A 25,732-nucleotide genomic window follows, 5' to 3' on the forward strand; every position below is an offset into this window, starting at 1 on the left:
GTGTTTGCGCAACCCGCCGCGACCCGTTACTGTCCCGTGATCGTGCCGGTCGGACCTGCGCTCAGCAGTTTCCGATCGTCACGCCCAGTCGTAGAGGCGGCGCCCCCGACCGCCGCCTCGTGAAAGGGAACGATCCCCGGTGACAGGTAGCAGACAGGCTGGAGCGCGCTCCGCGGCCGTCCTCGATCGGCATTACGAGGACACCGCCTACGGCCAGCTCGACTTCTCCGACGACCCGAACATCACGCAGCAGGACATCCTCGCCGCGCTCGGCCCCGACGCCGACGCGATGATGGCCGAGATCGACGTCGACGTCGACGAGCTGATCCGCCTCATCAACGCGGAGACGACGTACCTGCCGCCGATCGTCATCCCGGACGGCCTCGAGGAGGACCGCACCGCTTCCCCCGAAGCGCGGCGCGCGGCTCTGGACGAGGGCCTCCGCCAGACGACCAAGGTCTGGAAGCGCCGGTTCCTCAAGGGCGCCGTCCTCAGCGTCATGATCAGCGTCGCCGGCGGCGGCGCGGCCGCGCTGGCGATGAACAAGAGCATCACCGTCGACGTCGACGGCCAGCAGACCACCGTGCACTCGTTCGGCGACACCGTCGGCGAGGTGCTGGAGGACGCGGGCCTGTCCGTGGGCGCGCACGACTCGCTCTCCCCGTCCCCGCAGGCGGAGGTCGGCGACGGCGGCGTCATCAAGCTCGAGCGCGGCCGCCAGCTGAAGATGATCGTCGACGGCGCGGAGCACACCTCCTGGGTCCGCGCGACCCACCTCGGCGACGCACTGGGCCAGCTGGGCATGACCGAGCTGGACAAGCCCGGCACGTGGATGTCGATGCCGAAGGACGGCGAGCTGCCCCTGCAGGGCGCCACCGTCGAGATCAAGACCCTGAAGAACATCACCCTGTACGACGGCGCCAACGCGCCGAAGCAGGTGAAGACGACCGCGGTCACGACGAAGGAGTTCCTGGGCGAGTACAAGCTCACCCTGGGCCCGGAGGACCAGGCCGAGGGCGGCCTGGACGTCAAGCTGACCGACGGCGCCGAGGTGCACATCAGCCGCACCGGCGTCTCGACGGTCGTCCAGAAGGAGTCCATCGACCCGCCCGAGCAACGCGTCGACGACCCGGACCTGGCCAAGGGCAAGACCTCGGTCGAGGACCCGGGCACCCCGGGCGAGAAGATGGTGACCTACAAGGTCACGCAGAAGAACGGCAAAGAGGTCTCCCGCGAGAGCATCTCCGAGCAGGTCATCACCCAGCCGAAGCCGAAGATCGTCCACGTGGGCACCAAGCAGGCCCCGACCCCGGCGATCGGCGACGGCTCCGCGTGGGACCGCATCGCGCAGTGCGAGTCCGGCGGCAACTGGGCCATCAACACGGGCAACGGCTACTACGGCGGCCTGCAGTTCGACAAGCGCACGTGGGACGCCTACGGCGGCGACGCCTACGCGGCCTACCCGAACCAGGCTTCGCGCGAGCAGCAGATCGCGATCGCGGAGAAGGTCCGCGACGCTCGTGGCGGCTACAGCGCCTGGCCGGTTTGCGGCAAGAAGGCCTGAGTTTCGCTTCGGAACGGCCCTCGTCCCTCGTGGACGGGGGCCGTTCCGCGTGCGGCCCGCAGACCGGCAGCAGGCCTGGCTGCGCGAGAACGGCCTCGCCGTCGCGGACGAACTCGCGACCGAGTTCGACGATTTTCACGAAGACCTCGGTCGCAGCCTGGGCCACGGCGACGCGGCACCGATCCTCACCGAGCTGGACCGCCTGCTGGAGCGGATGAGCGGGGAAGCCGGCCTCTGGCGCACCGAAGCCCTCGCGACCGAATCGGACTGGCAGCGCGTCCGCGAGCCGGCGACGGCCGCCCTCGCGGTGCTGCCCGAGCACGATCGGTAAGCTCCACCGGTGGTTGAACTGCTGGGACCTGCCGAAATCCGCGGGCTGGCGGCCGAGCTCGACGTGCGGCCGACCAAGAAGCTCGGGCAGAACTTCGTGCACGATCCCAACACCGTCCGGCGGATCGTCGAGCTGGCCGGCGTCGGCGAAGGCGACGTCGTCCTCGAGGTCGGGCCCGGGCTCGGTTCGCTCACCCTCGGGCTGCTCGCCACCGGCGCGCACGTCGTCGCCGTCGAGATCGATCCCAAGCTCGCCGAACGGCTGCCCAAGACCGTCGCCGAGCGGGGGCCGGACGCCGCGGACCGGCTGACCGTCGTCGGCGCCGATGCCCTGCGCGTCACCCGCGAGCAGCTTGGCGAGCCGACCGCGCTCGTCGCCAACCTGCCCTACAACGTCGCCGTCCCCGTCGTGCTGCACCTGCTCGCCGAGGTGCCGTCCCTGAAATCCGGCCTCGTCATGGTCCAGACCGAGGTCGCCGACCGGATGGCCGCCGGCCCCGGCAGCCGGATCTACGGCGTCCCCAGCGTCAAGCTCGCCTGGTACGGCCCGGCCCGCAAGGTCGCCGCCGTGCCGCGCTCGGTGTTCTGGCCGGTGCCCAACGTCGACTCGGCGCTCGTCGCCTTCGAACGCGGTGACGCTCCGGCGTCGGACGACCGCGATCGGCTCTTCGGCCTCGTCGACGCCGCTTTCTCACAGCGCAGGAAGACCCTCCGGGCCGCACTCGCCGGCTGGGCGGGCTCCGCCGAGCGGGCCGGCGAACTGCTCACGGCCGCCGGGATCGACCCGAAGACCCGCGGTGAGCAGCTGGATGTGCACGACTTCGCGAGGATCGCCGCGGTCCGTTAGCAGGTCCACAGTGGAAGTCAACGCAGTCCGGCGAAAATACGCCTCTTGCCGTGCCATCTCGCGATTCGGACACCTCCAGACGTGTGATCTGGGCCAACGGGCTTGCTTTCGCTCCTCGGGATCGGTTTTACTCAGTACGTCCATCCCGAGCGACTGAGAGACCTGGCTCGCCGAAGTCGCAGCAACCACCCTCCACAGGGCAGGTGCTACCGCCAGGACCGATGGAGGCCGTTTCCGATGAAGAGGGTAGCCCGCCCCCTGCTCCTGACCAGGCGTCGCGTTGTCGACGAAGGCCGCCGCTCCGTGACCGCATGTCGACGCTCCCACTGAGCTTGTCGTAGCCGGTCCACCTCTTCTTCACGCACCGTCCACATAGGACGGATTTCGCTTGCGGCCGGGTGCCGCGCGCTGCGCGCACCCCGTTTTCTGGAGCCTTCGTGATCACCGTCGAAAACCTGTCCAAAACCTTTGCCACCAACGGAAATTCGGTCGTCGCCCTGCGGGACGTGAGCGTCGACGTCCAGGCCGGCTCGCTGTTCGGCGTGGTCGGCCCCGCCGGTTCGGGCAAGTCCGTCCTGGCGCGGTGCATCGCGCTGCAGGAGCGGCCCGACCGCGGCGTCGTCCGGCTCGACGGCCTCAACACCGGCACCCTCGACGGCCGCCGCCTGCGCGAGATCCGCCGTCAGCTCGGCGTCGTCTCGACCAAGCCGGAGCTGATCGCCGAGCGCACCATCGCCGGCAACATCGCCTCCCCGCTCGAGCAGCTCGGCGTCGACGGCCCGCAGCGCCGCAGCCGGGTCGGCTCGCTGCTCGACCTCGTCGGCCTGACGCAGCGCGCGACGCAGCGTCCCGGCGAGCTGTCGGAGGGTCAGCTTCGCCGCGTCGCGGTCGCGAAGGCCCTCGCGGCGGCGCCCGCCGTGCTGCTGGCCGACGACCCGACGGCCGGCGTCGACCCGGAGGAGGCCGGCTCGGTGCTCACCGTGCTCGACCGCGCCCGCTCCGAGCTGGGCACCACCGTCGTCATCACGACGCCGGACGCCGGCGTGGTCCGCCGGGTCTGCGACGACGTCGCGGTGCTCGAAGACGGCACGGTCGTCGAGCGCGGCACGGTGCTCGACCTGATCTCCGACCCGGCCAGCCGCACCGCGCAGGCGCTGCTGCCCGCCATCGAGACCACCCGCTCGCAGTCGTCGCGCTACGACCGCTCGGTCGACGTCGTGCTGGTCGGCTTCGCGTCGGTCGGCGCGCTGCTGCCGGAGGCGGCGGGCCGGTTCGACGTCGAGTTCGCCACCATCGGCGGCGGCCTGACCCGCATCGGCGACACCCCGGTCGGCCGCTTCCGCCTTGGCGTCCGCGGCGAGCGCGCCGACGCGGCCCTCGCGTGGGTCGCCGAGCGCGGCGGCCACGTGACGCACACCGCCCGCGGCCCGCAGGGCGTCGCGGCAGCCTGACCCAAGCGCCCCAATGTGGCCTTCGGTGCGTCAGACGCACCCAAGGCGGCCTTCGGTGCGTCTGACGCAACCAAGGCCACATTGGGGCGTTTTCGCGGGCACGTAGGCTGGTCGGGTGCTCGCCGTAGTTCCGCCCCCAGTCACCGTCCGGGTCCCGGCCAAGGTCAACCTGCACCTGGCGGTCGACGACCTGCGCGAAGACGGTTACCACGAGCTGGTGACCGTGTTCCAGGCCCTGTCGCTGACCGACGAGGTGACCGTCGCCGTCACCGAAGAGCCAGGGCTGGAGATCTACGGCGAGGGTGAGGGCACGGTCCCGACCGGCCCCGAAAACCTGGCCTGGCGCGCGGTCGAAGCGCTGTCCGCGCACGTCGGGCGCACCGGCGACCCGAAGATCCGGGTGGTGCTGCGCAAGGGCATCCCGGTCGCGGGCGGCATGGCCGGCGGCAGCGCCGACGCGGCCGCGACCCTGGTCGGGCTGGCGAGCCTGTGGAACCTCGACGTCACGCGCGACGAACTCGCCGAGATCGCCGCCGGCCTGGGCAGCGACGTCCCCTTCGCGCTCTACGGCGGCACGGCGCTGGGCACCGGGCGCGGCGAGCGGCTCGTCCCGGTGCTGTCGCGGCACACCTTCCACTGGGTGCTGGCCTTCGACGAGCGCGGCCTGTCGACGCCGAAGGTGTTCGGCGAGCTCGACCGGCTGCGCGCGGACGGCAACCCGCCGCGGATCGGCTCGCACACCCCGGTCGTCGAGGCGCTGGCCTCGGGCGACCCGCGGCAGCTGGCGCTGCTGCTGGGCAATGACCTCCAGCCGGCGGCGGTCTCGCTGCGTCCTGGTCTGCGCCGCACGCTGCGCGCGGGCGTCAACGCGGGCGCGCTCGCCGGCACGGTCTCCGGCTCCGGCCCGACGTGCGCGTTCCTCTGCGAAGACGCGCAGTCGGCGGTCGAGGTCGCCGCCGAGCTGTCGGGCGCGGGGGTGTGCCGCACGGTCCGGGTGGCGCACGGCCCGGTCCCCGGCGCCCGCGTCGTCGGCGGCGACGACGCGCCGCGGCCGGCCCCGCCGCGCGTGCACGCTTGATCGTCCACTGTGGACTTCTGTTGCTGAGGAAAGGATCCGGATGGCCAACCTGGTCAACCTGGAGGCGGTGAGCAAGTCCTACGGGGTTCGCCCGCTCCTGGACGGCGTGTCGCTGGGCGTCGCGGCCGGGCAGCGCATCGGCGTCGTCGGCCTCAACGGCGGCGGCAAGACGACCCTGCTGGAAGTCCTTTCCGGACTCGCGGAGCCGGATTCCGGGCGGGTGAGCCAGGTTCGCGACCTGCGGATGGCGGTGGTCACCCAGCGCACCGAGCTGCCGTCCGGCAGCACGGTCGGCGACGTCGTCCTGGAACGCTACGGCGCCGAGCACGAGTGGGCGGCCGACGCCCGCGTGCGGTCCATTGTGGACGGACTCGGGATCACCGCGATCGGGCTGGACACGCCGACCGCGAACCTCTCCGGCGGCGAGCGGCGCCGGGTGTCCCTGGCCGCCGCGCTGACCGGCGAGCTCGACCTGGTCGTGCTCGACGAGCCGACCAACCACCTGGACGTCGAAGGTGTCCGCTGGCTCGCCGACCACCTGCTCGCGCGCCGGATCGCGGTCGTGGTCGTCACGCACGACCGGTGGTTCCTCGACACCGTCGCGACGCTGACGTGGGAGGTCGCGAACGGCCGCGTCGAGCAGTACGAAGGCGGTTACGCGGACTGGATCTTCGCGCGCGCCGAGCGGGCGCGGCTGGCCGCGACGGCCGAGGAGAAGCGGCAGAACCTGGCCCGCAAGGAGCTGGCGTGGCTGCGCCGCGGCCCGCAGGCGCGCTCGTCGAAGCCGCGTTACCGCGTCGAAGCGGCCGAGGCGCTGATCGCGGACGTGCCGCCGCCGCGCGACTCCGTCGAGCTGCAGGCGTTCGCGAAGCGCCGGCTCGGCAAGACGGTGCTGGAGCTGGAGGACACGACGTACCAGGTGGGCGAGCGGACGCTGCTCGACCACGTCACCTGGCGGATCGGCCCGGGCGACCGGATCGGCCTGGTCGGGGTGAACGGCTCGGGCAAGACGTCGCTGCTGAAGCTGCTCGGCGGCGACGTCGAGGGCTCGACCGGCCGCCGGATCGAGGGCAAGACGGTGGCGCTCGCGCACCTGCGCCAGGAGCTCGACGACCTGCCGGGCGACCTGCGCGTGCTGCAGGCGATCGAGCAGGTGGCCGGGCGCGTGGTGTTCGGCAAGCAGGAGATGACGGCGTCGCAGCTGGGCGAGAAGCTCGGCTTCCCGCAGGCCCGCCAGTGGACCCCGGTCGCCGACCTGTCCGGCGGCGAGCGGAGGCGGCTCCAGCTGTGCCGGCTGCTGATGGCCGAGCCGAACGTCCTGCTGCTGGACGAGCCGACGAACGACCTGGACATCGACACGCTCCAGCAGCTGGAGGACCTCCTCGACGGCTGGCCGGGCACGATGGTCGTGGTGTCCCACGACCGCTACCTGGTGGAAAGGGTGTGCGACACGATCGTCGCCCTCTTCGGCGACGGCCGGATCACGCACTTGCCGGGCGGGATCGAGGAGTACCTGAACCGCCGCGCGGCCGCTCAGCCGGTCGCTGGCCCGGCGCCGTCCGCGGAGAAGGTTTCGGCGAAGAAGTCGGCGGCGGATCTGCGAGCGGCGCAGAAGGAACTGGGCCGGCTGGAGCGCAAGCTGGACCAGCTGCACGCGAAGGAGGAGAAGCTCCACGCGTCGCTGCTGGAGGCGGCGACGGATCCGGCGAAGCTGATGGAGCTGAACGCGGAGCTGAAGGGCGTCCAGGGCGAGATCGAGGACGTCGAAGGTCGCTGGCTGGAGACGTCCGAGCTGCTGGAGTGAGTCAGCAGGCCGGCGGCGGCAGCACCGGTCGCTGGTCGGTGTCCTGGAGCAAGTAGATGCTCGGCACGAAACCGAGGTTCTTTCCGCCGAGCGAGATCTTCACCCAGATCGTGGTCTCGGTGTCGCGCCCGGTGGGGTAGGTGAGGCCGGCGTCCTTGACCACGGCGGCCGTGTCGGCTTGGCAGACCATGACGATCCGGGTCGAGGAGCTGAGCGTCGAACTCACAGCGGCGTCGGCGCGTGGCTGCTCGAACACCGAAACCACCTCGCCGCGGCCGCCCAGATCGACGGTCGCGGTCTTGGGACCGGGCGGCAACGGTGTCCCGGCGGTGACCGTGGTCGTGGCGTAGGCGGGGTGGTCGGGCACGGCGGACGAGCCGTCCGCGACCCAGAAGGCGAGCCAGCCGAGAGCCAGCGCCGCGACCGCGAAGACCCCGACGACCGCCAGTGCCACGGCGTGCCGGTGTAGCCGGGCTTGGAGCGGTGCGAGCGCGGCGGCGATGTCGACCTGCGGGCGGGTCGAGTCGCTCTTGCGCGCTCGCTCGGCTGCCCTGGCGAAGCGGGCCGTCCAGGCCCGGATTTCGGTATCGGACAACCCCATCGCCTGCAGGACGTCATGCAGCTTCAGCTTGCCTGGCACGCTTTCGCCGCGGAACAACTCGGACAGGGTGCTCTTGCCGTAGCCCGCCTTCTTGGCCAGCTTGCCGAGGCTGAGGTGCCGCCGTTGCCGTTCCGCGTCCAACGCGGCTGCAGTCACCCGGAGCAGCTCTCGCTCGTCCCCGTCGAGGTCGACGTCAGGGAGCGCCTGCGAACCCGCGCGACGCTCGTCGTCGGCGTCCGCCCACAGCTGTGCGACGTACTCGGGATCGCCGCCGGTCTTCGCGGCGATGGCCGTGACCAGCTGCAGACTGGGGAAGAGCTTTCCCGAGGTCACCCGCGAAAGGGTCGAGGCGGAAGCGTTGACCTCGTCCCCGAGCTGTCGCAGTGGTTTGCCGCTCGTGCCGACCAGCCGTTTGAGCTCCCGGCTGAGCGCGGCTTCGGCCGCATCCGGGTCGGCTGACCCGGATGCGGCCTCGGCGGGGGTTTCGTTCATCGTCACCGGAGGACGACGTCCGGGGGCGACGAGGTGTTACGACCTGGGTCCAGGCGGTCGGCGAGCGTCGTCGCGACCAGCCCCAGTGAGCTGAGGAAGGCGATGACGTCCTCCGGGGACTGGCCGGCGAGCAGCAGCACCGCCGCGAAGGTGAACACGACGACGACCACGCCCGACGACTCGGCGCACAGCCCGCCCAGCCGGCGGCGGACGGGACGGTGATCGATCATGGGAACTCCTGGAAGTCCGGGGTGCACGCCGGCTCGGCTGCCGGCGTCCTGCTTCCGATCCTGCGAGCGAATCGCCGGGTCGTGGGCGAGATCGTGTTGCGACTTCGTCCGGTTCCCGGCGTTGCCCGACCGGACGCAGGCTCGTGCAACACCTCCGCAACGCGCAACGCTGAGGCGTCGACACCGCTGATGGCGAGGCCGGCCCCCCGTGCAACACCGCGCAACGCCCGCGGCGAGTTACCCATGTCGACCTGCTGCCACGCGATGGTCAACGGCTGCCAGTAATGTCTGCTCCATGAGCAGGTTCGTGGAGACGCTCGTCGCCACCGCGGCGGGGCGGGGTCAGCAGCGTGGCATGGTCACCGGGGAGCCCAAGGAGCCGGTCCGGCGGACGTGGGCCGAGGTGCACCGGGAAGCCCGGCGGATCGCCGGTGGGCTCATCGCCGGCGGGTTCGAGCGGGGCACCGCGGTCGGGGTGCTCGCCGCCGCGCCCGTGTTGATCGCGCCCACCGTGCAGGCCGTCTGGCTCGCCGGGGGCAGCGTCACCATGCTGCACCAGCCCACCCCGCGGACCGATCTCGCCGAGTGGGCCGAAGACACCGTGCGCGTGCTCGGGATGATCGGGTCGGACCTCGTGCTGCTGGGCGAGCCCTTCGACCAGCTCGCTCCCGTGCTCGAAGAAAAGGGCATCGGGTTCAAGCTCATCACGGACCTCACGAAGGCCGAGCCCCTCGACGACGTCGTCGGCACCGACGAGGGCGAGACCGCGCTCCTGCAGCTGACCAGCGGCTCGACCGCCGACCCCAAGGCCGTGCGGATCACCTACGGGAACCTGTACTCCAACGTCAAGGCCATGGTCGACCGCGCGGAGTTCGACTTCGACGTCGACGTCATGGTGTCGTGGCTGCCGACCTTCCACGACATGGGCATGGTCGGCTTCCTGACCGTCCCGATGACCTTCGGCGTCGAGCTCGTCAAGATCACGCCCGTCGAGTTCCTTTCGGGGCCGTTGATCTGGCCGGAGCTGATCACGAAGTACGGCGGCACGACGACGGCGGCGCCGAACTTCGCCTACGCCATCGTCGGGCGCCGGATGGCCCGCGTCGACGACGACAGCGCCTACGACCTCTCGAAGCTGCGCATCGCCCTCAACGGCGCCGAGCCCATCGACGAGACCGCCGTCCAGACCTTTGTGGACGCCGGCGCGCGGTTCAAGATGCCCGCGGAATGCGTTTTCCCGGCCTACGGCATGGCCGAGGCGACCCTCGCGGTGTCGTTCGCGCCGCTGTTCACCGGGCTCACGCTCGACGTCGTCGAGGCGGACGCGCTGGAAGCCGGCAACCGCGCGGTGCCCGTGCCCGAGGGCGACCCGCGGCGCGGCACCGACGACGTCCGGTCGTTCGCGCTGCTCGGCCGTCCGCTGGACGGCCTGGAAGCGGAGATCGTCAACGACGCGGGCGAGCGGGTCGGCGACCGTGAGGTCGGCGAGATCCGGCTGCGCGGCGAGGCCGTGACGCCCGGGTACCTGACCATGGAGGGCCCGGTCGCGACGCAGGACGACGAGGGCTGGCTGAACACCGGCGACCTCGGCTACCTGGTGGACGGCCAGATCGTCATCTGCGGCCGCCGCAAGGACGTCATCATCATGGGCGGCCGCAACCTCTACCCGACGGACATCGAGCGCGCGGCGACGTCGGTCGAGGGCGTCCGGGCGGGCAACGCGGTCGCGGTCCGGCTGGACGCGGGCAGCCGGCGCGAGCGGTTCGCGGTGGTCGTGGAGTCGAAGCTGGCGGGCGACGCCGAGGCCGAGAAGAACCTCATGAAGCAGGTCTCGGCGCGAGTCCGTGACGCCGTGGACATGCGGCCGTACGCGGTGGTCGTGCTGCCGGCCGGGAGCCTGCCGAAGACGCCGTCCGGCAAGGTCAAGCGCGCGGCGACCGCCCAGCAGTTCGCGGACAAGATCAAGAAGAACGCCGACGCCTAGCGCCTCACTTTCCCTATGAAAGTGCGCGCCCCGGGCCCCCGAGGCCGCACTTTCATAGGGAAAGTTCGACTCAGCGCTGTTGGAGGCGTTCCGCGCGGAGGGTTGGCGGGGTGGCGCGCTCGGCTGTGGCTTCGTCGGACGTGCGGGCGCCCGGGAGGTCCGGGGCGTGGCCCGTGCGGGCCGCGAGCTGGTCCTCCACCCGGTCCAGGAAGTCGTCGACCTCGCGCTCGTCGTAGCCACGCTTGCCGATCAGCGGCTTCGCGAACACCACGTGGTGCACTTCCGCGGCGGTCAGGTCGTCCTCGTCGGCGATCGTCTTGGCGATGCGCCGGACGAACTCGTCGACCTCGTGCTTCGCGTAGCCACGGCGGCCGATCGGGGCGTTACCGAAGGTGACCTCGGCGAGGTCTTCGGCGGTGAACGACATGGAACTCTCCGATTCCGGGGTTTGGCGGTGCGAACTCCCGTACACCGTCCTAGCCCGGGAACGGGTTCCCCCGGAAGAGTCGACCCCGAAGCTCACCCCGACGGGCGGCTCGTATCCGCGTTCGAGTGAGGCGGGACTACCGAGCGCTGTGTGGCCGGTTTCACACCGTCGTCAGCCGCGGCCGAACCACTTCCGGGGCCCGGGCGGCGGGCCCTCCTCGACGACCGGGCGCGGGTTCCGCAGCTCCACCAGGGCCGCCTCGGCCTCGTCGAGGAACAGGTCGACCTGGGCCTGGTCGTAGCTGCGCATGCCGACCGGCATGATCGTGAACTCGACGTAGTGGATGTCGTCGGGCGTCAGGATGTTGCGGCCGGCCAGCGCCTCGGCGATGAGGTCGAGGAACGCGTCGACTTCGTCCTCGTTGTAGCCGCGCCGGCCGAAGCGGGGTTTGCCGAACGCGATCGCCCGGACTTCGTCGGGGGTCATGGGCTCACCTTGCCACCGATGTCAGCCCGCATGGAAGGCGTTCTGCGCGGCCGCGAGACCGGTGCCGACCAGCGCCTCGGTCGCGTCCGCGCAGCGGTCCACCTCGAACGGGAGCTCCTTGCGCTCGACCGTCGAGAAGTCCTTCAGGACGAAGTCCGCCGGGTCCTGGCGGCCGGGCGGGCGGCCGATGCCGAACCGGACCCGGTAGTAGTCGCGGGTGCCCAGCGACTTCGTGATCGAGCGGAGCCCGTTGTGGCCGTTGTCGCCGCCGCCGAACTTCAGCTTCAGCGCGCCGAAGTCGACGTCCAGCTCGTCGTGCACCACGACCACACCGGACGGCGGCACCTTGTAGAACCGCGCCGCGCCGACCACCGGGCCGCCGGAGAGGTTCATGTACGACCGCGGCTTCACGAGCACGACGCGGCGGCCGCCCAAGCGGCCTTCGAGCACCTCGCCGCCGGTCTTGTGCGTCTTGAACTTGCCGCCGATCCGGGCGGCGAGCTCGTCCAGCACCATGAAACCGACGTTGTGCCGGTTTCCGGCGTACTGGGGTCCGGGATTGCCGAGGCCGGCGAGCAGGATCAGCTCGCCGGCCCCGGGCAGGTCCTCCGTCATGCGAAGAGGTTATTCGGCGGCTTCGGCCGACTCGCCACCCGCTTCGGTAGCGGCGTCTTCGTCGTCGGCCTCTTCACGCTGCGGCTCGTTCACGGCGACGACCAGCGACTCGGGGTCGGTGACCAGGGTGGCGCCCTGCGGCAGCTCGACCTGGCCGGCCAGGATCTGGCTGCCGACCTCGAGGCCCTCGATGGAGACCTCGAACTGCTCCGGGATGTGCAGCGCCTCGACCTCGACCTGCAGGGTGTCGACGTCCTGGTTGACCAGGCCGCCGGGGCCGGGGGTGCCGGAGACGACGACCGGGACGTCGACGACGATCTTCTCGCCGCGCTTCACGACCAGCAGGTCGACGTGCTCGATGTAGTTCTTCAGCGGGTGCACGACGATCGTCTTCGTCAGCGCGAGCTCGTCGGAGCCCTCGATGGCGAGGGTGATGACGGCGTTGGAGCCGTTCTCGCGGACGACGCGGGCGAACTCGATGGCCGGCAGCGCGAAGTGCCGCGGGTCCGAGCCGTGGCCGTAGAGAACGGCGGGGATCTTGCCGGCGCGACGCGTGCGACGCGCGGCGCCCTTGCCGAACTCGGTGCGCGGCTCGACGGACAGACGTACCTCGGACACGGTGTGGCACTCCTTCAAATCACGAACATGGTGCGGGAGACAGCATGCTGCGGCGGGGGATGCGGGCGTTGTTCTGTTCAGGCGGTTGCGTTCGGCGGCGAGTTTCCGGGCGTGCACGACGACGGGGGCTACTCGAGCCGCCGCGTCGATCACGCCGGGCACCCAAGATGGGCCCCGCCTCGCCGAGACAACCTCAAGAGTGTAAACCAACCTCATCACGGTGGGTTGCGGCGGGGGCCCGGCCCAGGCTAGAACCCTCCTGAACCCCGGTGCGTGACGACACAAATCCGGTGGCGGGACTTCACCGGCCGAGGTGTCCTCGGGTACAGCGGGAGAGCAGGGGGCGGAAGATGCGGGCTCGACGGGCCACGACGGCGGCGGCGGTGCTGCTGCTGGGCGGATTGCTGGCGGGCTGCCAGGTGGCGGTCGCCGGCACCGCCGGGGTCTCTTCGACCGGGCAGCAGACGGCCGACCGGCGCGCCGAGCAGCGCTCCGCGGTCGACGCCGCCCTCACCGCGCTGGGCCAGGCGCCCGCGCTCGCCCTGAAGTCGGCGGCCAACGGCGCCGAGCAGCAGTTCCGCGTCACCCGCGGTGGCAACGCCCTCGGCGGGCTGCCGTTGGAGGGCCGCGTCGTCCAGGTGACCGCCGCCGCGGGGCAGTTCTACCTGCAGGCCGACGCCGACTACTGGAAGGCGCACGCCATCGACGAGGGCACGCAGTTCGGCACGAGCTGGGTGCGGTCCCTCGGCTCCGAGCTGCCGCTCGACCCGGCCGCGCGGTTCGCCCCGAAGGCGCTGGCCGACGGCCTGCGCAAGGCGCTGCCCGCCCTCGACCGGCTGGGCGACCCGGTCAAGGCGAAGCTCCCGGACGGCACCGAGGTCTACCAGCTCGGCGCCGCGCCCAGCGTCCTGCGCGTCACGACGGCCAAGCCGAACCGGGTCGTCAGCTTCGCCCCGGCGCTGCTCGACCCGCAGGCCGGGCCGAAGTTCGGCGCCGAGTTCCGCGTCGACCCGCTGGCCGGCGACGCGCTCAAGAAGTTCCACACCGACCTCGACAACACCGTCGGCGGGCTGGGCCAGCCGTTCGAAGGGCTGGTGCAGGCCAGCGCCGTCGTCACGAACGACAACCTCGACTGCAAGGACTTCGTCGGCTCCTGCACGACGACCGTCGACGTCTCCAACAGCGTCGTCGGCTCGCCGTCCTCGGGCGGCAAGAGCGTCATCCACATCAACCTCTCCGTCGAGGTCAGCGCCGACTCGCTCGGTTCGCAGACCTGCACGGCGGCGGCCGACGCCGAGCCGTACGCGACGGTCAAGATGTCCTGCACGGTCAAGTTCAAGCTGCCCAACCGCACGGCGAGCTACCAGGTGCTGTCCAAGCCGAACGCGACCGCGGAGGTCCGCGCGGCCCTCGACGTCAACGCCGTGAAGCAGCAGGTCGCGGCGGAGTTCGCCGGCCTGGGCGGCTGAGCTGGACACCTACCCGGGGGTGCGTTGCTTCCGTTGAAGTAGGTGATCTTCCGTTCCTACCATCGGCCCCGAAGGGCCGACTACGAACGAGGAGATCTCATGGCCAAGCTGGTCATTTTCGGGGGAACGGGCTACGCCGGGGGCAAGATCGGCGCCGAGGCGCTGCGGCGCGGGCACGAGGTGGTCGGCGTCGCGCGCAACCCCGGTTCGGCGCCCGAAGGCGTCGACGAGCGGCAGGGCTCGCTGCACGACGAGGAGTTCGTGGCGGGACTCGCGAAGGACGCCGACGTGTTCGTCGTCGCCACGCCGGCCCGCGCGATCGACGGCAAGAAGCTGATCGACGCCGTGCCGTCGCTGGCCCGGATCGCGCGCGAGCACGGCGTCCGGCTGTCGTTCGTGGGCGGCGCGGCGAGCCTGCTGGTCGCCGAGGGCGGTCCGCGGCTGTTCGACACCCCGGAGTTCCCGGCCGAGTACAAGGACGAGGCCGGCAGCCACGCCGAGGTGCTCGGCCTGCTGCGCGAGCAGCCCGAGGGCCTCGACTGGTTCTACGTCAGCCCCGCCGCCGAGTTCGGGGCCTGGACCCCGGGCGAGCGCAAGGGCGAGTTCCGGATCGGCGGCGACGTCCTGCTGACCGACGAGAACGGCAAGTCGCACATCGGCGGCGACGACTTCGCGATCGCGTACGTCGACGAGATCGAGCAGCCGAAGCACCACCGCGCGCGCTTCACCGTCGCTTACTGAAGTTCTCGGATCACCGGGGCGAAGGTTTCGAAGAACGGCTCGAAGACCGTGATGTACGAGAAGCCGTAGCGCTCGCGCCGGGTCTCGAGCTGTCCGGCGATCTCCTCGACCGTGCCCAGCAGCAGCTGGGGCGCGTCGAGGAGCTCCCGGGCATCGGGGACGGCGCTGCGCTCGGTCAGCTCGTGCCACGCCTCGGCGGCCTTCTCCCGGTCGTCGGTGACTTCGACGTGCTGGACCAGCATGTTGTATTCGGGGTCGCGGCCGGCGTGGGCACGGAAGTACGCGACGCGCTCGTCCATCGCCTCGGCGTTGTCGAGCTTGAAGGTGCCCGGCGGCTTGCCCGGCTGCTGCCGGAGCCCGCCGAACCCGACGACGTCCGCGTGCTCGGCGGCGAGCTTCAGGACGCCGTCGCTGTTGCCCGCGATGAGCAGCCGCGGGTGTTCGATGCCTTCGTCCTCGAAGTGTTTCCGCAGGTAGCCGAGGCTTTCTTCGAGGTAGCCGATCCGGGTCGCGGCGTTCTGCCAGGGGATCCCGGCGGCGTCGAACTCGCTCTTCATGTGCCCGGCGCCGAGGCCGAGGTCGAGGCGGCCGTCGAGCAGCACGGCCGTCGAGGACGCTTCGCGCGCGAAGAGCGCGAGGTTGTAGAAGGGCACGTTGGACACGAGCGTGCCCAGCCGCGGCCGTTCGGTGACGGCGGCCGCCATGGCCAGCACCGGGAACGGCGCGAACCGGCCGGTGCCGAGGTGGTCGGGCACGGTGATGGCGTCGTAGCCGAGCTCTTCGGCCCGCCGGCACTTGGCGATCCAGGCGTCCCGGCTGCCGATCTCGCGGAAGCTGACGCCGAACTTGAAGTTCCCCATGCCGGTGACGCTAGCGCCGGCAACCGCCGCCGGGCGCGGAGTTCGCGCCCGGCGGACGGGATCAGGCGTTGCCGTCGAAGAGCGAAGTCACCGAGCCGTCTTCGAAGACCTGCTGGATGGCCTCGGCGAGCATCGGCGCGATCGACAGGACCGTCAGCCCCTCGAACCGCTTCTCCTCCGGGATCGGCAGCGAGTTCGTCACGATGACCTCGCGCGCCTTGCACTGCGAGAGGCGCTCGGTCGCCGGGTCGGACAGGATGCCGTGGGTCGTCGCGATGACGACGTCCGCCGCGCCCTCGTCGATCAGGGCCTCGGTGGCCTTCACGATCGTGCCGCCGGTGTCGATCATGTCGTCGATCAGCACGCAGAGCTTGCCCTCGACCTTGCCGACCACGCGGTTGGCGACGGCCTGGTTCGGCTTGTCCGGGTCGCGCGTCTTGTGGATGAACGCGATCGGCCGGTCGCCCAGCGTCTGCGCCCACTTCTCGGCCAGCCGCACGCGGCCCGAGTCCGGCGAGACGACGGTGATGTCGGCGTCGCCGTAGGTCTTCTTGATGTGGTCGGCCAGCACGGTCTGCGCCATCAGGTGGTCGACCGGGCCGTCGAAGAAGCCCTGGATCTGCGCGGTGTGCAGGTCGACGGTCATGATCCGGTCGGCGCCCGCGGTCTTGAACAGGTCCGCGATCAGCCGCGCCGAGATCGGCTCGCGGCCCTTGTGCTTCTTGTCCTGGCGCGCGTACGGGTAGAACGGCATCACGACGGTGATCCGCTTCGCGCTCGCCCGCTTGAGCGCGTCCACCATGATCAGCTGCTCCATCACGTACTCGTTGATGGGCGTGGTGTGCGCCTGGATGACGAAGGCGTCGGTGCCGCGCACGGACTCCTCGAAGCGGACGAACAGCTCGCCGTTGGCGAACGTGTGCGCCGTCTGCGGGGTGATCGTCACGTTGAGGTGCTTCGCGACCTCTTCGGCGAGCTCCTGGTGCGCCCGTCCGGAGAAGAGCATCAAGTTCTTCTTCGGCGTACCTGACTTCGGACTCATGCTGGCGACTCCCCGTCGGTTCCTGCTGCTGACTCGGCGTCGAGCGCGGCCTGGGCCGCTTCCGCCGCGGGCGTACCCGGCCTGCGCCGGATCGCCCAGCCTTCGATGTTGCGCTGCGGCGGCGCCGACACCGCGAGTGTGCCCGGCGGGACGTCTTCGCGGATCACGGCACCCGCTCCACTGTAAGCGCCGTCACCGACCTGCACCGGAGCGACGAACGTGTTGTCCGCGCCCATCCGGACATACGACCCGATAACGGTCCGGTGCTTGTTCACGCCGTCGTAGTTCACGAAGACGCTGGAGCAGCCGATGTTGCTGTGCTCGCCGATCGTGGCGTCGCCGACGTAGGTCAGGTGCGGCACCTTCGTGCCGGCGCCGATGTCGGCGGACTTCGTCTCGACGAACGCGCCGAGCTTGCCCTTCTCACCCAGCTTCGTGCCCGGCCGCAGGTACGTGAACGGCCCGACGTTGACGCCGTCGCCCAGCTCGGAGTCGGAGCCGTGCACGCGCACCACGGAGGCGCGGGCGCCGATGGTCATGTTCGTCAGGGTGCTGTCCGGCCCGACCGTCGTGCCTTCGCCGACGGTCGTCGTGCCCTTGAGCTGCACGCCGGGCTCGATGACGACGTCCCGCGAGAGGGTGACGCCGGCGTCGATCCAGGTCGTGGCCGGGTCGACGACCGTGACGCCCTCGCGCTGCCAGCGCCGCACGATCCGCCGGTTGAGCTCGGCGCCGAGCTCCGACAGCTGCACGCGGTCGTTGACGCCCTCGGTCAGCCACGGGTCGTCGACGACAAGCGCGCCGACGTGCAGGCCGTCGCCGTTCGCGATGCCCAGGACGTCGGTGAGGTAGAGCTCGCCCTGTGCGTTGTCGGTCGAAAGGCGCGAAAGGCCGTCGCGCAGGACAGCGGCGTCGAAGGCGTAGACACCCGAGTTGATCTCGGTGATCTCCGCCTGGTCCGGGGTGGCGTCCTTGTGCTCGACGATCCCGGTGACCTTGCCGCCCGGGTCGCGCACGATGCGGCCGTAGCCGGTCGGGTCGGCGACGACGGCGGTGAGCACGGTGACCGCGTTCTTCGCCTCGGTGTGCTCGTCGAGCAGGGCGCGCAGCGTCGCCGTGTCGAGGAGCGGGACGTCGCCGTAGCTGACGATCACCGTGCCGGTCAGGTCGGCGGGCAGGGTCGCCAGCGCGCAGGACACGGCGTGGCCGGTGCCCTTCTGCTGGTCCTGCACCGCGGTGCCGACCGCGCGCCCGAGGGCTTCCCCGACCCGCGCCAGGTGCTCGCCGACGGCTTCGCGGCCGTGGCCGGTCACGACCACGAGGTGTTCGGGATCCAGGCCGGCGGCGGCCCGGACGGCGTGCTCCACGAGGGGCCGCCCGGCGATCGGGTGCAGCACCTTCGGGGTCGCGGATCGCATGCGGGTGCCCTCACCCGCGGCGAGGATCAACGTGCTCAGCGGGCCGGTCAACGGCGCTCCCAACGATGGCTCCTGCCGCCACTTTCCCCGAGAAAGTGTTCCGGAGGCGCCCCCTCCAGAACACTTTCATAGGGAAAGTGGCGCTTTGGTCGGGGACCGATCCTAACTGTGGTCCTCGGCGTCCCACGCGGGGTCGGTCGGTGGGGATTCGCCCGCCCACGCCGCGGCCGGGTCGGCGGCCATCGAGTTGGCCGACGCCACCTGGTTGCCGCCGCCGCGTTTCGCCTGGTACATGGCCGCGTCGGCGCGTGCGAGGACCTGCTCGCCGCGCTCCTGCGGCCGCAGCGAGACGAGCCCGATGGACAGCGTGACGCCGTGCGAGAGGTGGTGCGGCAGGTTCGAGACGGACTTGACCGCGCGGCCCAGCGCCATCTTCGCCGCGGACGCCGGCGTGCCCGGCAGCAGGACGATGAACTCGTCGCCGCCGTAGCGGGCCACCAGGTCGTCACCGCGCAGGGCGTCACGCAGCGTGCTCGCGACGACGCGCAGCACGTTGTCGCCTTCGGCGTGCGACTGCTTGTCGTTGACGCCCTTGAAGCCGTCGAGGTCGACCAGCGCGACCGCGAGGGGCTGCGCGTCGGCCGACGACGCCAGCTGGCGCAGCTTCTCGTCCAGCGCGCGCCGGTTCGGCAGGCCGGTGAGCGGGTCCTGCAGCGCCTGCTGGGTGATCGCGCCGTGCTCGGCGGAGAGCCGTTCGTGCTCGCGGCGCGCGTTCAGCGTGGCGATCTGCGACTCGCGCAGGCTCCACATCTCGTTTTCGAGGCGCCGGGCGTAGTCGATCAGCGATTCACTGGCCCCGGACGCGTAGTCCGGCGTGGTGTCCAGCCGGGCCAGCTCACGGGCGATGTTCAACCGCATCGACGGCTGCGAGGTGTCGTCGGTCAGCGACTCGCGGGCGTGCCGCAGCACGTCGAGGGCCTCTTCGCGGCGGCCGGCCTGGTCCAGGCAGCGGGCCAGCGCGATGGCGACGATCTCGCGTTCGCCCGGGTAGCCGGTGCCTTCGTGCAGCGCCCGGAGCCGGTCGATCTGGTCGGCGCTCGGGCTGTGCAGCGCCTGCGCCGAGGCGAGGACGCCGACCTGGTCGACGGCGGCGACGCCCGCCTTCCGCGGGAACAGCGACTCGGTGAACGGGCCTTCGGCGGCCACGGCCATGGACGCGGCGGTGCGGAACTTCTCGGCGCTCTCGTCGTACTCGTCGATGCGCTCGAGCCGCAGGCCCCAGCCCAGCAGCATCTTGACGCGGTTCATCAGCTGCAGCGTGATCTCGTGCGGGCTCGCGCTTTCGCGGATCGCGCTCGCCGCGCGGCCGATGACCTCTTCGGCGGCCTCGTAGACGCCGAGCTGGTTCAGCACGATCCAGCAGTCGTTCAGCGTCGACCACAGCATCCGGTTCCACTGGCGGATGCCGACCTGCCGGTTCGGGATCGCGGAGTCGTCGAGGATGGCCAGCGCGCGGGCGATCTCGGTGAGCGCGGGGTCCTCCTGCGCGGCGATCACCAGCCGGCGGCCGCGCAGCGCGTGCGCGTCGGCCCGCAGCAGGGCGAGGCCGTGCCGGCGGGTGTGCGCGAGCATCTCGTCGAGCCGCGGTTCGGCCTCGGCTGCGAGGCCCTTGGTGATCAGCCGGGCGATCGCGGAGGCGCGCAGGAGCTGCGCGACCATCGTCGGCTCGCCGCGGCGCTGGGTCTCGTCGAGCAGCTCGTCCATCAGCTCGACGATCTGCAGCTGCTGGGTGTACTCCTGGCGCTGGACCGCGGCGATGAGCTCCCGCGCGCGCCCGACGAGCCAGGCGTCGGACATTTCGGCCAGGGCGGGACGCCTGGCCGCACCGGGGTCGGTCGCCTCGTCGGTCAGCGCCAACCTCCCGGTGTCGTGGGTTCGGGTCCTTCTGCTGCTCCGCCGCCAGGATTCGAACCTGAACTGTCAGAACCAAAATCTGAAGTGCTGCCGATTACACTACGGCGGATCGAACCTGGTCAGGATAGCGACGATCGGGTGTCGTCCGCGCGGGGGATGCGTTACCGGGCCGTCCGCCGGGTATCCCCCTACGAAGGACCGGTGTGAGGTTCAGGCTCTCCCCAGCCGCCGAAACCTCCTGTACCGTAACTTACGGCATCGTAGGTTAGGGCACCCTACGTCACAGGGTCGCCCGCGTAGGGAGAAGTGAAGCGTATGACGGCCACGCTCGACCGTTCTCAGCCCGCCGGGGAGCCCTCGGCACCCAAGGGGCCCAAACCCGTTATCGAAGGCACGCGCGGCATCGGCGTGCAACTGTCGGTGTACTTCGGCGTGATCGCGCCGCTGGTCGCACTGCTGGTCGCGGTGCCCTTCGCCTGGGGCTGGGGACTGAGCTGGGTCGACGTCGCCATCTTCGTCGTGTTCTACGCGATCAGCGGGCTCGGCATCACGGTGTCCTACCACCGCTACTTCACGCACGGCTCGTTCAAGGCCAAGCAGTGGCTGCGCGTGTTCATGGCCATCGCGGGCAGCATCGCCCTGCAGGGCCCGGTGATCACCTGGGTCGCCGACCACCGCCGCCACCACGCGTTCTCCGACCGCGACGGCGACCCGCACTCGCCGTGGGCGTTCGGCACCTCGCCGTGGGCCATCGCGAAGGGCTTCTGGCACGCCCACATGGGCTGGCTGTTCGAGCGCGACCAGACCAACGCCGAGCGCTTCGCGCCGGACCTGGTGAAGGACCCGGCGATCAAGAAGGTCGACGACCTGTTCTGGCTCTGGGCTCTGGTCAGCCTGCTGCTGCCGGCGCTGCTGGGCGGGCTCATCTCGTGGTCGCTCTGGGGCGCGGTCACGGCGTTCTTCTGGGCGGGCCTGGTGCGCATCTGCGTGCTGCACCACGTGACGTGGTCGGTCAACTCGATCTGCCACATGATCGGCGAGCGCCCGTTCGCCGCGCGCGACAAGTCGGCGAACTTCTGGCCCCTGGCCATTTTCTCGTTCGGCGAGTCGTGGCACAACCTGCACCACGCCGACCCGACGTCCGCGCGCCACGGCGTGAAGCGCGGCCAGATCGACATCTCCGCGCGGCTGATCTGGATCTTCGAGAAGTTCGGCTGGGTGCACGACGTCCGCTGGCCGACCCCGCAGCGCTTGGCCCGTATCGCGACTGAAAAGGCTTAGTCAACTAGGCTGCCCCGATGGCGGGGAGACGACGTTCGAAGCGGGAACAGCAGGTCACCGGGGCGCGTCCGGTCGCCCCGGTGACGCGCGTCCGGATGACCGGCAGCGAGCGGCGCCAGCAGTTGTTGAACGTGGCGCGGGCGTTGTTCGCCGAGAAGGGCTTCGACGGAACGTCGATCGAGGAGATCGCGCACCGCGCCAACGTGTCGAAACCCGTGGTGTACGAACACTTCGGCGGCAAAGAGGGCATCTACGCGGTGGTGGTGGACCGCGAAACGCAGCTGCTGCTGGACCGCATGGTGTCCACGCTGCACGGCGGCCACCCCCGCGTGATGCTCGAACAGGCGGCGACGGCGTTGCTGTCGTACGTCGAGGATTCCCACGACGGGTTCCGGATCCTGGTGCGGGATTCGCCGGTGGCGAGTTCCACCGGGACGTTCTCGACCGTGCTGAACGACATTGCCAGCCAGGTGGAGCACATCCTGGCTCAGCAGTTCGCGGCTCGGGGGTATGACGAGAAGCTGGCTGCTTTGTACGCGCAGGCTTTGGTGGGGATGGTCGCGTTGACCGGGCAGTGGTGGCTGGACGCTCGGAAGCCGAAGCGGGACGAGGTTGCGGCGCATCTTGTGAATCTGGCCTGGAACGGGTTGTCGCACTTGGAGCACAAGCCGAAGCTCCGGCTGGGTTAGGTCAGCTTCCCGGTCTCGTGCAGGTGGTCGAAAATGATCTTGTCCACCGCCGATACCCCGCCCCGGTCGGCGTACGCCAGCCAAGCGATCTCTTCGATTTCGCTGCTGGCAGCCAACGTTCCGGCGTACTCCGCCGTGTAGCAGGTCATCCGGACGAGCGTGCCCGGGTGGCCGTGCGCCTCCGCTTCGAACACGCCCGCCGGGGCGATCGACTCCGGTGTGATCGCCACGTCGAGTTCCTCACGGATTTCCCGCGTCAGCGTCTCGACGTCCGATTCGCCCGGCTCGCGTTTGCCGCCCGGGAGGTAGTACACCTCCTTGCCGCGCGATCGCGTGCTCAGGATCCGGCCGTCCACCAGGTGCAGCCAGGCGATCTTGTCGATCACCGCAGCGCGCCGGTCTCGTGCAGGTGGTCGAAGACCAGCTGTGCCACCAGCGACACCCGCGGCCGGTCGTCGTAGCCGAGCCACGCGATCTCCTCGATCTCGCTGCTCGCCCGCGGGGTTCCCGTGTACTCCGCCGTGTACGCCTTCGTGCGGACCAGCGTTCCCTCGGCCTTCCCGTGTGCTTGGCCCTCGAACGTGCCCGCCGGGGCGATCGTCGACGGCGAGATCTCCACGTCCAGCTCTTCGCGGATCTCACGGACCAGCGTCTCGGCGTCCGTCTCTCCCGGCTCGCGCTTGCCGCCCGGCAGGTAGAACTTGTCCTTGCCTCGCGAGCGCGCCGCGAGGACGCGGCCGTCCGCCACCTCGATCCACGCCACCTTGTCGATCCCGGACATGCCCCGATCCTAGGCACTAGGGTCGAAGTCATGGGGAACAGCAGGGAAGTAGTGGTCACGGGCGGCGGCACCGGCATCGGGTACGCCGTCGCGGCGGCGTTCGCCGAGGCCGGCGAGCGGGTCACCATCACCGGGCGCCGCGAGCAGGTTCTCTCCGAAGCCGCGACGCTCCTGGGGGCGCGGCCCGTCGTCTTCGACGCCGCCGATCCCGCGGCCGTCGAGTCCGCACTCGGGGAGTTGCCCGAGCGCGTCGACGTCCTCGTCAACAACGCCGGCGGCAACACCGACTTCCTCGACGCCGGCGGCGAAGGGCTCGCCGGCTTCGCGGCCGCGTTCGAACGCAACCTGCGGTCCAATGTGGTCAGTGCCGCGCTGGTGACGCACGCGCTGCGCGAGCGGCTCGCCGACAACGCGCGCATCGTGACGATCGGGTCCATCGCCGCCCGCACCGGCGCCGGCTCGTACGGGGCGGCCAAAGCCGCCGTCGAAGGGTGGAACGTCAGCGTGGCCCAGGAGTTCGGCCCGCGCGGGATCACCGCGAACGTCGTCGCGCCCGGACTGATCGGCGAGACGGAGTTCTTCCACGGCAAGCTGTCGGAGCGCCGTCGCGAGTGGCTGATCGGGAACACGATGAACAAGCGACCGGGCACGGTGGAAGATGTCGCTGCTGTCGTGACGTTTCTGGCGAGCCCCGCCGCCGGGCACGTCACCGGACAGGTGGTGCACGTCAACGGCGGGGCTCACCTGGGTAAATAGGGCATTTGGATGCCGGTCCCCGATCGTCAGGTCGGCGATGACGATCGAGGACCGGCGCGGTGCTGCCGCGGGAACGCTATCTTCGGACCGCGTCCAACACTCGTCGGGGGCGGGCGAAAACTCTTGGTGCACACCATGTTCCGCGATCCGCCGCCCTGGCGGAAGTGTCCACGGCATCCGGCGGCCGTGGGTTTCTCATGATCAGGCGGGCGTGACCTTCAGCAGCTTGTCGTCCGAACCGTCCGAAGTCGTCACGTACAGGGCACCGTCCGGGCCGCTGCGGACCGCGCGCAGGCGGCCGAACTTGTCGTCGAACTCCGGCGGGAGCGAGACGTCCAGGACCTTGCCCGCCTCGTCCAAGTGGTACAGCAGCAGCTTCTGGCCCTTCAGTGCCACCACGACCAGCGCGCCGTCGTTCGGGCCCCACTGCGCGCCGGTCAGGAACGCGTCGCCGCTGATCGCCTCGGTGATCTTGCCGGACGTCCACAGTGGACTCACCGCGTCCGGGAAGCGCTTGAGGTCCGTCATCGGCACGCTCTCGTCGTAGCTCGAGTCCGTGCCGCCCTTCGACGGGTCCCAGCCGTAGTTCGCGCCCGGCTTGAGCAGGTTGACCTCGTCGTCGAAGGTCGGCCCGTGCTCGGCCGTGATGACCTGGCCGCTGCCCGGCCGGATCGCGACGCCTTGGACGTTGCGGTGCCCGTAGGTGTAGATCAGCCGTTCGCGCGGGTCGGACGAGGTGATGAACGGGTTGTCCGGCAACGGTTCCCCGGTCTTCGCGTCGAGCCGCAGCACCTTGCCGCCGAGGGAGTGCCGGTCCTGGGCGATCGACGCGCGGGCCGTGTCGCCGGTGCCGACGAGCAGGGCGCCGTCCGGGGCGAACGTCGGGCGGCAGCCGGAGTGGCGTCCGCTCGGGTTCACCGGCAGCCCGGTCAGGAGGTTCTTGACGCGGGACGCGCTCGTGCCGTCCTCCGCGAGCTTCCAGGTGACCAGCCGGATGTCGACGGCCTTGCCGCCCTCCTTGTGGTCCTGGCAGGTGATGAACTCGCGGCTGGTCGCGAAGTCGGGGCTGATCACCATGCCGAGCAGCCCGCCTTCGCCCTGCACGAGGACGTCGGAGAAGTCGGCCTTGACGTCGGTCGCCGTCCCGCCGCGGACCAGCGCGAGCTTGCCGGGGCGCTGCGGCACGAGGATGCCGCCGTCCGGCAGGAAGCCGACGTCCCAGCCGTGTTGGAGCCCGGCGGTCACCGTCTCGACCTTGAACTTCCCGGTCGACGCCGGGGGTGTGGACGCCGGCGGGACGTTCTGGACCGGCGCGCTCGCGGCCCCCGAACAGGCCGCGGCCAGCAGGGACACCGCACCGATGAGACCCAGCACACGTCGCATACGGCTCATCCTGCCATCAAGCGGTGAAATCGCCGTTCGCGCCCGCCTCCGTCAGGAACTCCAGGTCACGTGAGCCGGGGATGAAGTGGCCGGTGCCCGGTACGAGGTCGACGACGGCGCCGGCCGCTTCGAGGCGCCGTGCGGTCGTCGCGGAGTCGACCATGGCGTCGTCCGCGCCCGCGACGGCGTACACCGGCATGGTCAGCCGGCCCAGTGCGGCGTCGCCGAAGACCGGGAACGGGCCGGTGCGGTACCGGTAGTGCGCCGACACCAGCAGCTGGTGCTCGACGATCGGCGACGTCTCCGGCGCGCCGATCGTGCCCGCCACGGACTTCCGCCGTCCCTTCTCGCCGAGCAGCGACAGCAGGACCGCCTTGACGACGAACCTCTTCTTCATCGGGCCGAGCCCGATCGGGCACCGCAGCGCCAATGCGGCGACGCGCTCCGGGCGCCGGATCGCGTGGTCGAGCGCGAGCCAGCCGCCGAACGACGAGGTCAGGAACGCCGCCCGCGAGACGCCGAAGTGGTCGAGCACGGCGTCCAGCCAGCGCGCGTACCGGTCGCTTACCAGCGGCGGCCGCGTCTCGGCGCTCAGCCCCGGCTCGCCGATGATGTCGACCGCGTACACGCGGAACCGCTCGGTCAGCGACGGGATCCGCGGCGCCCACTCCGCAGCGTTGCTGCCGGAGCCGTGCAGCAGCACCAGCGGCGGGGCGTCGGCCGGGCCCGAGACCACGACGAACGTCTCGCCTTCGGGCGTCAGGACGCGCACCTCCTCGCGGGCGCCGGGCCACGCCTTCAGCGCCTCGAGGTAGCGCTCACGCAGCAGGCGAGCCCCGGCTTCGGACTTGTAAATCGTCATGCAACATAC

At 70.7% G+C, this 25,732-nt stretch carries 26 protein-coding genes, 1 tRNA gene and 1 riboswitch; of the genes, 12 read left to right on the forward strand and 15 right to left on the reverse strand.

Annotation, left to right across the window (positions count from 1 at the left end; translation table 11 throughout):
• Positions 1-139 precede the first annotated feature (139 nt).
• The 6 genes from ABFJ78_RS08525 (at position 140) to ABFJ78_RS08550 (ending at position 7,074) form a co-directional block, all read left to right on the forward strand.
• The gene (locus tag ABFJ78_RS08525) at positions 140-1,564 is read left to right on the forward strand and encodes a transglycosylase family protein (protein WP_436385252.1); all 1,425 of its coding nucleotides are present in this window, start codon (positions 140-142) and stop codon (positions 1,562-1,564) included.
• A gap of 49 nt (positions 1,565-1,613) precedes the next feature.
• Complete coding sequence (locus ABFJ78_RS08530; RefSeq protein ID WP_436385253.1) at positions 1,614-1,895, forward strand: hypothetical protein; 282 nt, start codon at positions 1,614-1,616, stop codon at positions 1,893-1,895.
• A 9-nt stretch (positions 1,896-1,904) separates the two neighbouring features.
• Positions 1,905-2,741, forward strand: a complete 837-nt coding sequence (gene rsmA / locus ABFJ78_RS08535; protein WP_436385254.1) for a 16S rRNA (adenine(1518)-N(6)/adenine(1519)-N(6))-dimethyltransferase RsmA — start codon at positions 1,905-1,907, stop codon at positions 2,739-2,741.
• 137 nt (positions 2,742-2,878) lie between these two features.
• Positions 2,879-2,969: riboswitch (SAM riboswitch) on the forward strand.
• Between the two features lie 209 nt (positions 2,970-3,178).
• Positions 3,179-4,192, forward strand: a complete 1,014-nt coding sequence (locus tag ABFJ78_RS08540; RefSeq protein WP_436385255.1) for a methionine ABC transporter ATP-binding protein — start codon at positions 3,179-3,181, stop codon at positions 4,190-4,192.
• A 115-nt stretch (positions 4,193-4,307) separates the two neighbouring features.
• Entirely contained in the window at positions 4,308-5,270 is a 963-nt protein-coding gene (locus tag ABFJ78_RS08545; protein WP_436385256.1) for a 4-(cytidine 5'-diphospho)-2-C-methyl-D-erythritol kinase, read from the forward strand.
• Positions 5,271-5,310: 40 nt separating this feature from the next.
• Complete coding sequence (locus ABFJ78_RS08550) at positions 5,311-7,074, forward strand: ABC-F family ATP-binding cassette domain-containing protein (RefSeq protein ID WP_436385257.1); 1,764 nt, start codon at positions 5,311-5,313, stop codon at positions 7,072-7,074.
• A gap of 1 nt (position 7,075) precedes the next feature.
• On the opposite strand, the gene ABFJ78_RS08555 is transcribed toward ABFJ78_RS08550, so the two are convergent.
• Together ABFJ78_RS08555 and ABFJ78_RS08560 are read right to left on the reverse strand one after the other, a co-directional pair.
• Complete coding sequence (locus ABFJ78_RS08555; RefSeq protein ID WP_436385422.1) at positions 7,076-8,167, reverse strand: helix-turn-helix domain-containing protein; 1,092 nt, start codon at positions 8,165-8,167, stop codon at positions 7,076-7,078.
• A 2-nt stretch (positions 8,168-8,169) separates the two neighbouring features.
• Positions 8,170-8,397 (reverse strand): hypothetical protein, encoded by a 228-nt coding sequence (locus ABFJ78_RS08560; protein ID WP_436385258.1) that lies wholly within the window; start codon positions 8,395-8,397, stop codon positions 8,170-8,172.
• Between the two features lie 295 nt (positions 8,398-8,692).
• On the opposite strand from ABFJ78_RS08560, the gene ABFJ78_RS08565 reads away from it, so the two are divergent.
• Positions 8,693-10,381: a fatty acyl-AMP ligase gene (locus tag ABFJ78_RS08565; protein WP_436385259.1), complete on the forward strand. Its 1,689-nt coding sequence runs from the start codon at positions 8,693-8,695 to the stop codon at positions 10,379-10,381.
• Positions 10,382-10,451: 70 nt separating this feature from the next.
• Here ABFJ78_RS08565 and ABFJ78_RS08570 read toward each other — a convergent pair whose 3' ends face one another.
• The 4 genes from ABFJ78_RS08570 to ABFJ78_RS08585 form a co-directional block, all read right to left on the reverse strand.
• Entirely contained in the window at positions 10,452-10,808 is a 357-nt protein-coding gene (locus ABFJ78_RS08570; RefSeq protein ID WP_436385260.1) for a DivIVA domain-containing protein, read from the reverse strand.
• 171 nt (positions 10,809-10,979) lie between these two features.
• Positions 10,980-11,294 (reverse strand): DivIVA domain-containing protein, encoded by a 315-nt coding sequence (locus tag ABFJ78_RS08575; RefSeq protein ID WP_436385261.1) that lies wholly within the window; start codon positions 11,292-11,294, stop codon positions 10,980-10,982.
• Positions 11,295-11,315: 21 nt separating this feature from the next.
• On the reverse strand, positions 11,316-11,909 hold the full coding sequence (pth, locus tag ABFJ78_RS08580; protein ID WP_436385262.1) for an aminoacyl-tRNA hydrolase: 594 nt from the start codon (positions 11,907-11,909) through the stop codon (positions 11,316-11,318).
• Positions 11,910-11,918: 9 nt separating this feature from the next.
• Positions 11,919-12,527, reverse strand: a complete 609-nt coding sequence (locus ABFJ78_RS08585) for a 50S ribosomal protein L25/general stress protein Ctc (protein ID WP_436385263.1) — start codon at positions 12,525-12,527, stop codon at positions 11,919-11,921.
• Between the two features lie 350 nt (positions 12,528-12,877).
• Between ABFJ78_RS08585 and ABFJ78_RS08590 the strand changes: the two genes are divergently transcribed.
• Both ABFJ78_RS08590 and ABFJ78_RS08595 read left to right on the forward strand, forming a co-directional pair.
• Positions 12,878-13,996, forward strand: coding sequence for a hypothetical protein (locus tag ABFJ78_RS08590; protein WP_436385264.1), 1,119 nt, complete (start codon positions 12,878-12,880; stop codon positions 13,994-13,996).
• A gap of 99 nt (positions 13,997-14,095) precedes the next feature.
• Positions 14,096-14,737 (forward strand): NAD(P)-dependent oxidoreductase, encoded by a 642-nt coding sequence (locus tag ABFJ78_RS08595; RefSeq protein WP_436385265.1) that lies wholly within the window; start codon positions 14,096-14,098, stop codon positions 14,735-14,737.
• Here the strand turns inward: ABFJ78_RS08595 and ABFJ78_RS08600 are convergent.
• The 5 genes from ABFJ78_RS08600 to ABFJ78_RS08620 all read right to left on the reverse strand — a co-directional run bounded on the left by ABFJ78_RS08600 (position 14,731) and on the right by ABFJ78_RS08620 (position 20,080).
• Complete coding sequence (locus ABFJ78_RS08600) at positions 14,731-15,597, reverse strand: TIGR03621 family F420-dependent LLM class oxidoreductase (RefSeq protein WP_436385266.1); 867 nt, start codon at positions 15,595-15,597, stop codon at positions 14,731-14,733. The two genes, ABFJ78_RS08595 and ABFJ78_RS08600, sit on opposite strands and share 7 nt — an antisense overlap.
• 61 nt (positions 15,598-15,658) lie before the next feature.
• Complete coding sequence (locus tag ABFJ78_RS08605) at positions 15,659-16,639, reverse strand: ribose-phosphate diphosphokinase (protein ID WP_364451495.1); 981 nt, start codon at positions 16,637-16,639, stop codon at positions 15,659-15,661.
• Positions 16,636-18,108 carry a bifunctional UDP-N-acetylglucosamine diphosphorylase/glucosamine-1-phosphate N-acetyltransferase GlmU gene (glmU, locus tag ABFJ78_RS08610; RefSeq protein WP_436385423.1) on the reverse strand — a complete coding sequence of 491 codons (1,473 nt, stop codon included), beginning with the start codon at positions 18,106-18,108 and terminating at the stop codon, positions 16,636-16,638. The genes ABFJ78_RS08605 and glmU overlap by 4 nt, the downstream gene beginning before the upstream one ends.
• A 111-nt stretch (positions 18,109-18,219) precedes the next feature.
• Positions 18,220-19,974, reverse strand: a complete 1,755-nt coding sequence (locus tag ABFJ78_RS08615) for a diguanylate cyclase domain-containing protein (RefSeq protein ID WP_436385267.1) — start codon at positions 19,972-19,974, stop codon at positions 18,220-18,222.
• A gap of 34 nt (positions 19,975-20,008) precedes the next feature.
• Positions 20,009-20,080: transfer RNA gene (locus ABFJ78_RS08620), tRNA-Gln, on the reverse strand.
• Positions 20,081-20,286: 206 nt separating this feature from the next.
• Here ABFJ78_RS08620 and ABFJ78_RS08625 point away from each other — a divergent pair.
• Together ABFJ78_RS08625 and ABFJ78_RS08630 are read left to right on the forward strand one after the other, a co-directional pair.
• Entirely contained in the window at positions 20,287-21,252 is a 966-nt protein-coding gene (locus ABFJ78_RS08625) for an acyl-CoA desaturase (protein ID WP_436385268.1), read from the forward strand.
• 95 nt (positions 21,253-21,347) lie between these two features.
• Positions 21,348-21,941 (forward strand): TetR/AcrR family transcriptional regulator, encoded by a 594-nt coding sequence (locus tag ABFJ78_RS08630; RefSeq protein WP_286003625.1) that lies wholly within the window; start codon positions 21,348-21,350, stop codon positions 21,939-21,941.
• Here ABFJ78_RS08630 and ABFJ78_RS08635 read toward each other — a convergent pair.
• Complete coding sequence (locus ABFJ78_RS08635; RefSeq protein WP_436385269.1) at positions 21,938-22,327, reverse strand: NUDIX hydrolase; 390 nt, start codon at positions 22,325-22,327, stop codon at positions 21,938-21,940. The genes ABFJ78_RS08630 and ABFJ78_RS08635 overlap by 4 nt on opposite strands.
• Positions 22,324-22,722, reverse strand: coding sequence for an NUDIX hydrolase (locus tag ABFJ78_RS08640; RefSeq protein ID WP_436385270.1), 399 nt, complete (start codon positions 22,720-22,722; stop codon positions 22,324-22,326). Before ABFJ78_RS08640 ends, ABFJ78_RS08635 begins: the two co-directional genes overlap by 4 nt.
• A 30-nt stretch (positions 22,723-22,752) precedes the next feature.
• Between ABFJ78_RS08640 and ABFJ78_RS08645 the strand changes: the two genes are divergently transcribed.
• Entirely contained in the window at positions 22,753-23,478 is a 726-nt protein-coding gene (locus ABFJ78_RS08645; RefSeq protein ID WP_436385271.1) for an SDR family NAD(P)-dependent oxidoreductase, read from the forward strand.
• A 201-nt stretch (positions 23,479-23,679) separates the two neighbouring features.
• Here the strand turns inward: ABFJ78_RS08645 and ABFJ78_RS08650 are convergent, their stop codons facing one another.
• Together ABFJ78_RS08650 and ABFJ78_RS08655 are read right to left on the reverse strand one after the other, a co-directional pair.
• The gene (locus ABFJ78_RS08650; RefSeq protein ID WP_436385272.1) at positions 23,680-24,861 is read right to left on the reverse strand and encodes a PQQ-dependent sugar dehydrogenase; all 1,182 of its coding nucleotides are present in this window, start codon (positions 24,859-24,861) and stop codon (positions 23,680-23,682) included.
• Positions 24,862-24,877: 16 nt separating this feature from the next.
• Entirely contained in the window at positions 24,878-25,723 is an 846-nt protein-coding gene (locus ABFJ78_RS08655) for an alpha/beta fold hydrolase (RefSeq protein WP_436385273.1), read from the reverse strand.
• Positions 25,724-25,732 lie beyond the last annotated feature (9 nt).

This window comes from Amycolatopsis sp. MEPSY49, from assembly GCF_051337345.1.
Taxonomy (GTDB): Bacteria; Actinomycetota; Actinomycetes; order Mycobacteriales; family Pseudonocardiaceae; genus Amycolatopsis.

Coding starts and splice junctions, on each gene's coding strand:
- ABFJ78_RS08600 (WP_436385266.1), bottom strand. CDS start 15,597: ATGGGGAACTTCAAGTTCGGCGTCAGCTTCCGCGAGATCGGCAGCCGG.
- ABFJ78_RS08595 (WP_436385265.1), top strand. CDS start 14,096: ATGGCCAAGCTGGTCATTTTCGGGGGAACGGGCTACGCCGGGGGCAAG.
- ABFJ78_RS08640 (WP_436385270.1), bottom strand. CDS start 22,722: ATGTCCGGGATCGACAAGGTGGCGTGGATCGAGGTGGCGGACGGCCGC.
- ABFJ78_RS08550 (WP_436385257.1), top strand. CDS start 5,311: ATGGCCAACCTGGTCAACCTGGAGGCGGTGAGCAAGTCCTACGGGGTT.
- ABFJ78_RS08575 (WP_436385261.1), bottom strand. CDS start 11,294: ATGACCCCCGACGAAGTCCGGGCGATCGCGTTCGGCAAACCCCGCTTC.
- ABFJ78_RS08570 (WP_436385260.1), bottom strand. CDS start 10,808: ATGTCGTTCACCGCCGAAGACCTCGCCGAGGTCACCTTCGGTAACGCC.
- ABFJ78_RS08625 (WP_436385268.1), top strand. CDS start 20,287: ATGACGGCCACGCTCGACCGTTCTCAGCCCGCCGGGGAGCCCTCGGCA.
- ABFJ78_RS08630 (WP_286003625.1), top strand. CDS start 21,348: ATGACCGGCAGCGAGCGGCGCCAGCAGTTGTTGAACGTGGCGCGGGCG.
- ABFJ78_RS08650 (WP_436385272.1), bottom strand. CDS start 24,861: ATGCGACGTGTGCTGGGTCTCATCGGTGCGGTGTCCCTGCTGGCCGCG.
- ABFJ78_RS08590 (WP_436385264.1), top strand. CDS start 12,878: ATGCGGGCTCGACGGGCCACGACGGCGGCGGCGGTGCTGCTGCTGGGC.
- ABFJ78_RS08605 (WP_364451495.1), bottom strand. CDS start 16,639: ATGAGTCCGAAGTCAGGTACGCCGAAGAAGAACTTGATGCTCTTCTCC.
- pth (WP_436385262.1), bottom strand. CDS start 11,909: ATGACGGAGGACCTGCCCGGGGCCGGCGAGCTGATCCTGCTCGCCGGC.
- ABFJ78_RS08555 (WP_436385422.1), bottom strand. CDS start 8,167: ATGAACGAAACCCCCGCCGAGGCCGCATCCGGGTCAGCCGACCCGGAT.
- ABFJ78_RS08560 (WP_436385258.1), bottom strand. CDS start 8,397: ATGATCGATCACCGTCCCGTCCGCCGCCGGCTGGGCGGGCTGTGCGCC.
- ABFJ78_RS08645 (WP_436385271.1), top strand. CDS start 22,753: ATGGGGAACAGCAGGGAAGTAGTGGTCACGGGCGGCGGCACCGGCATC.
- ABFJ78_RS08565 (WP_436385259.1), top strand. CDS start 8,693: ATGAGCAGGTTCGTGGAGACGCTCGTCGCCACCGCGGCGGGGCGGGGT.
- ABFJ78_RS08655 (WP_436385273.1), bottom strand. CDS start 25,723: ATGACGATTTACAAGTCCGAAGCCGGGGCTCGCCTGCTGCGTGAGCGC.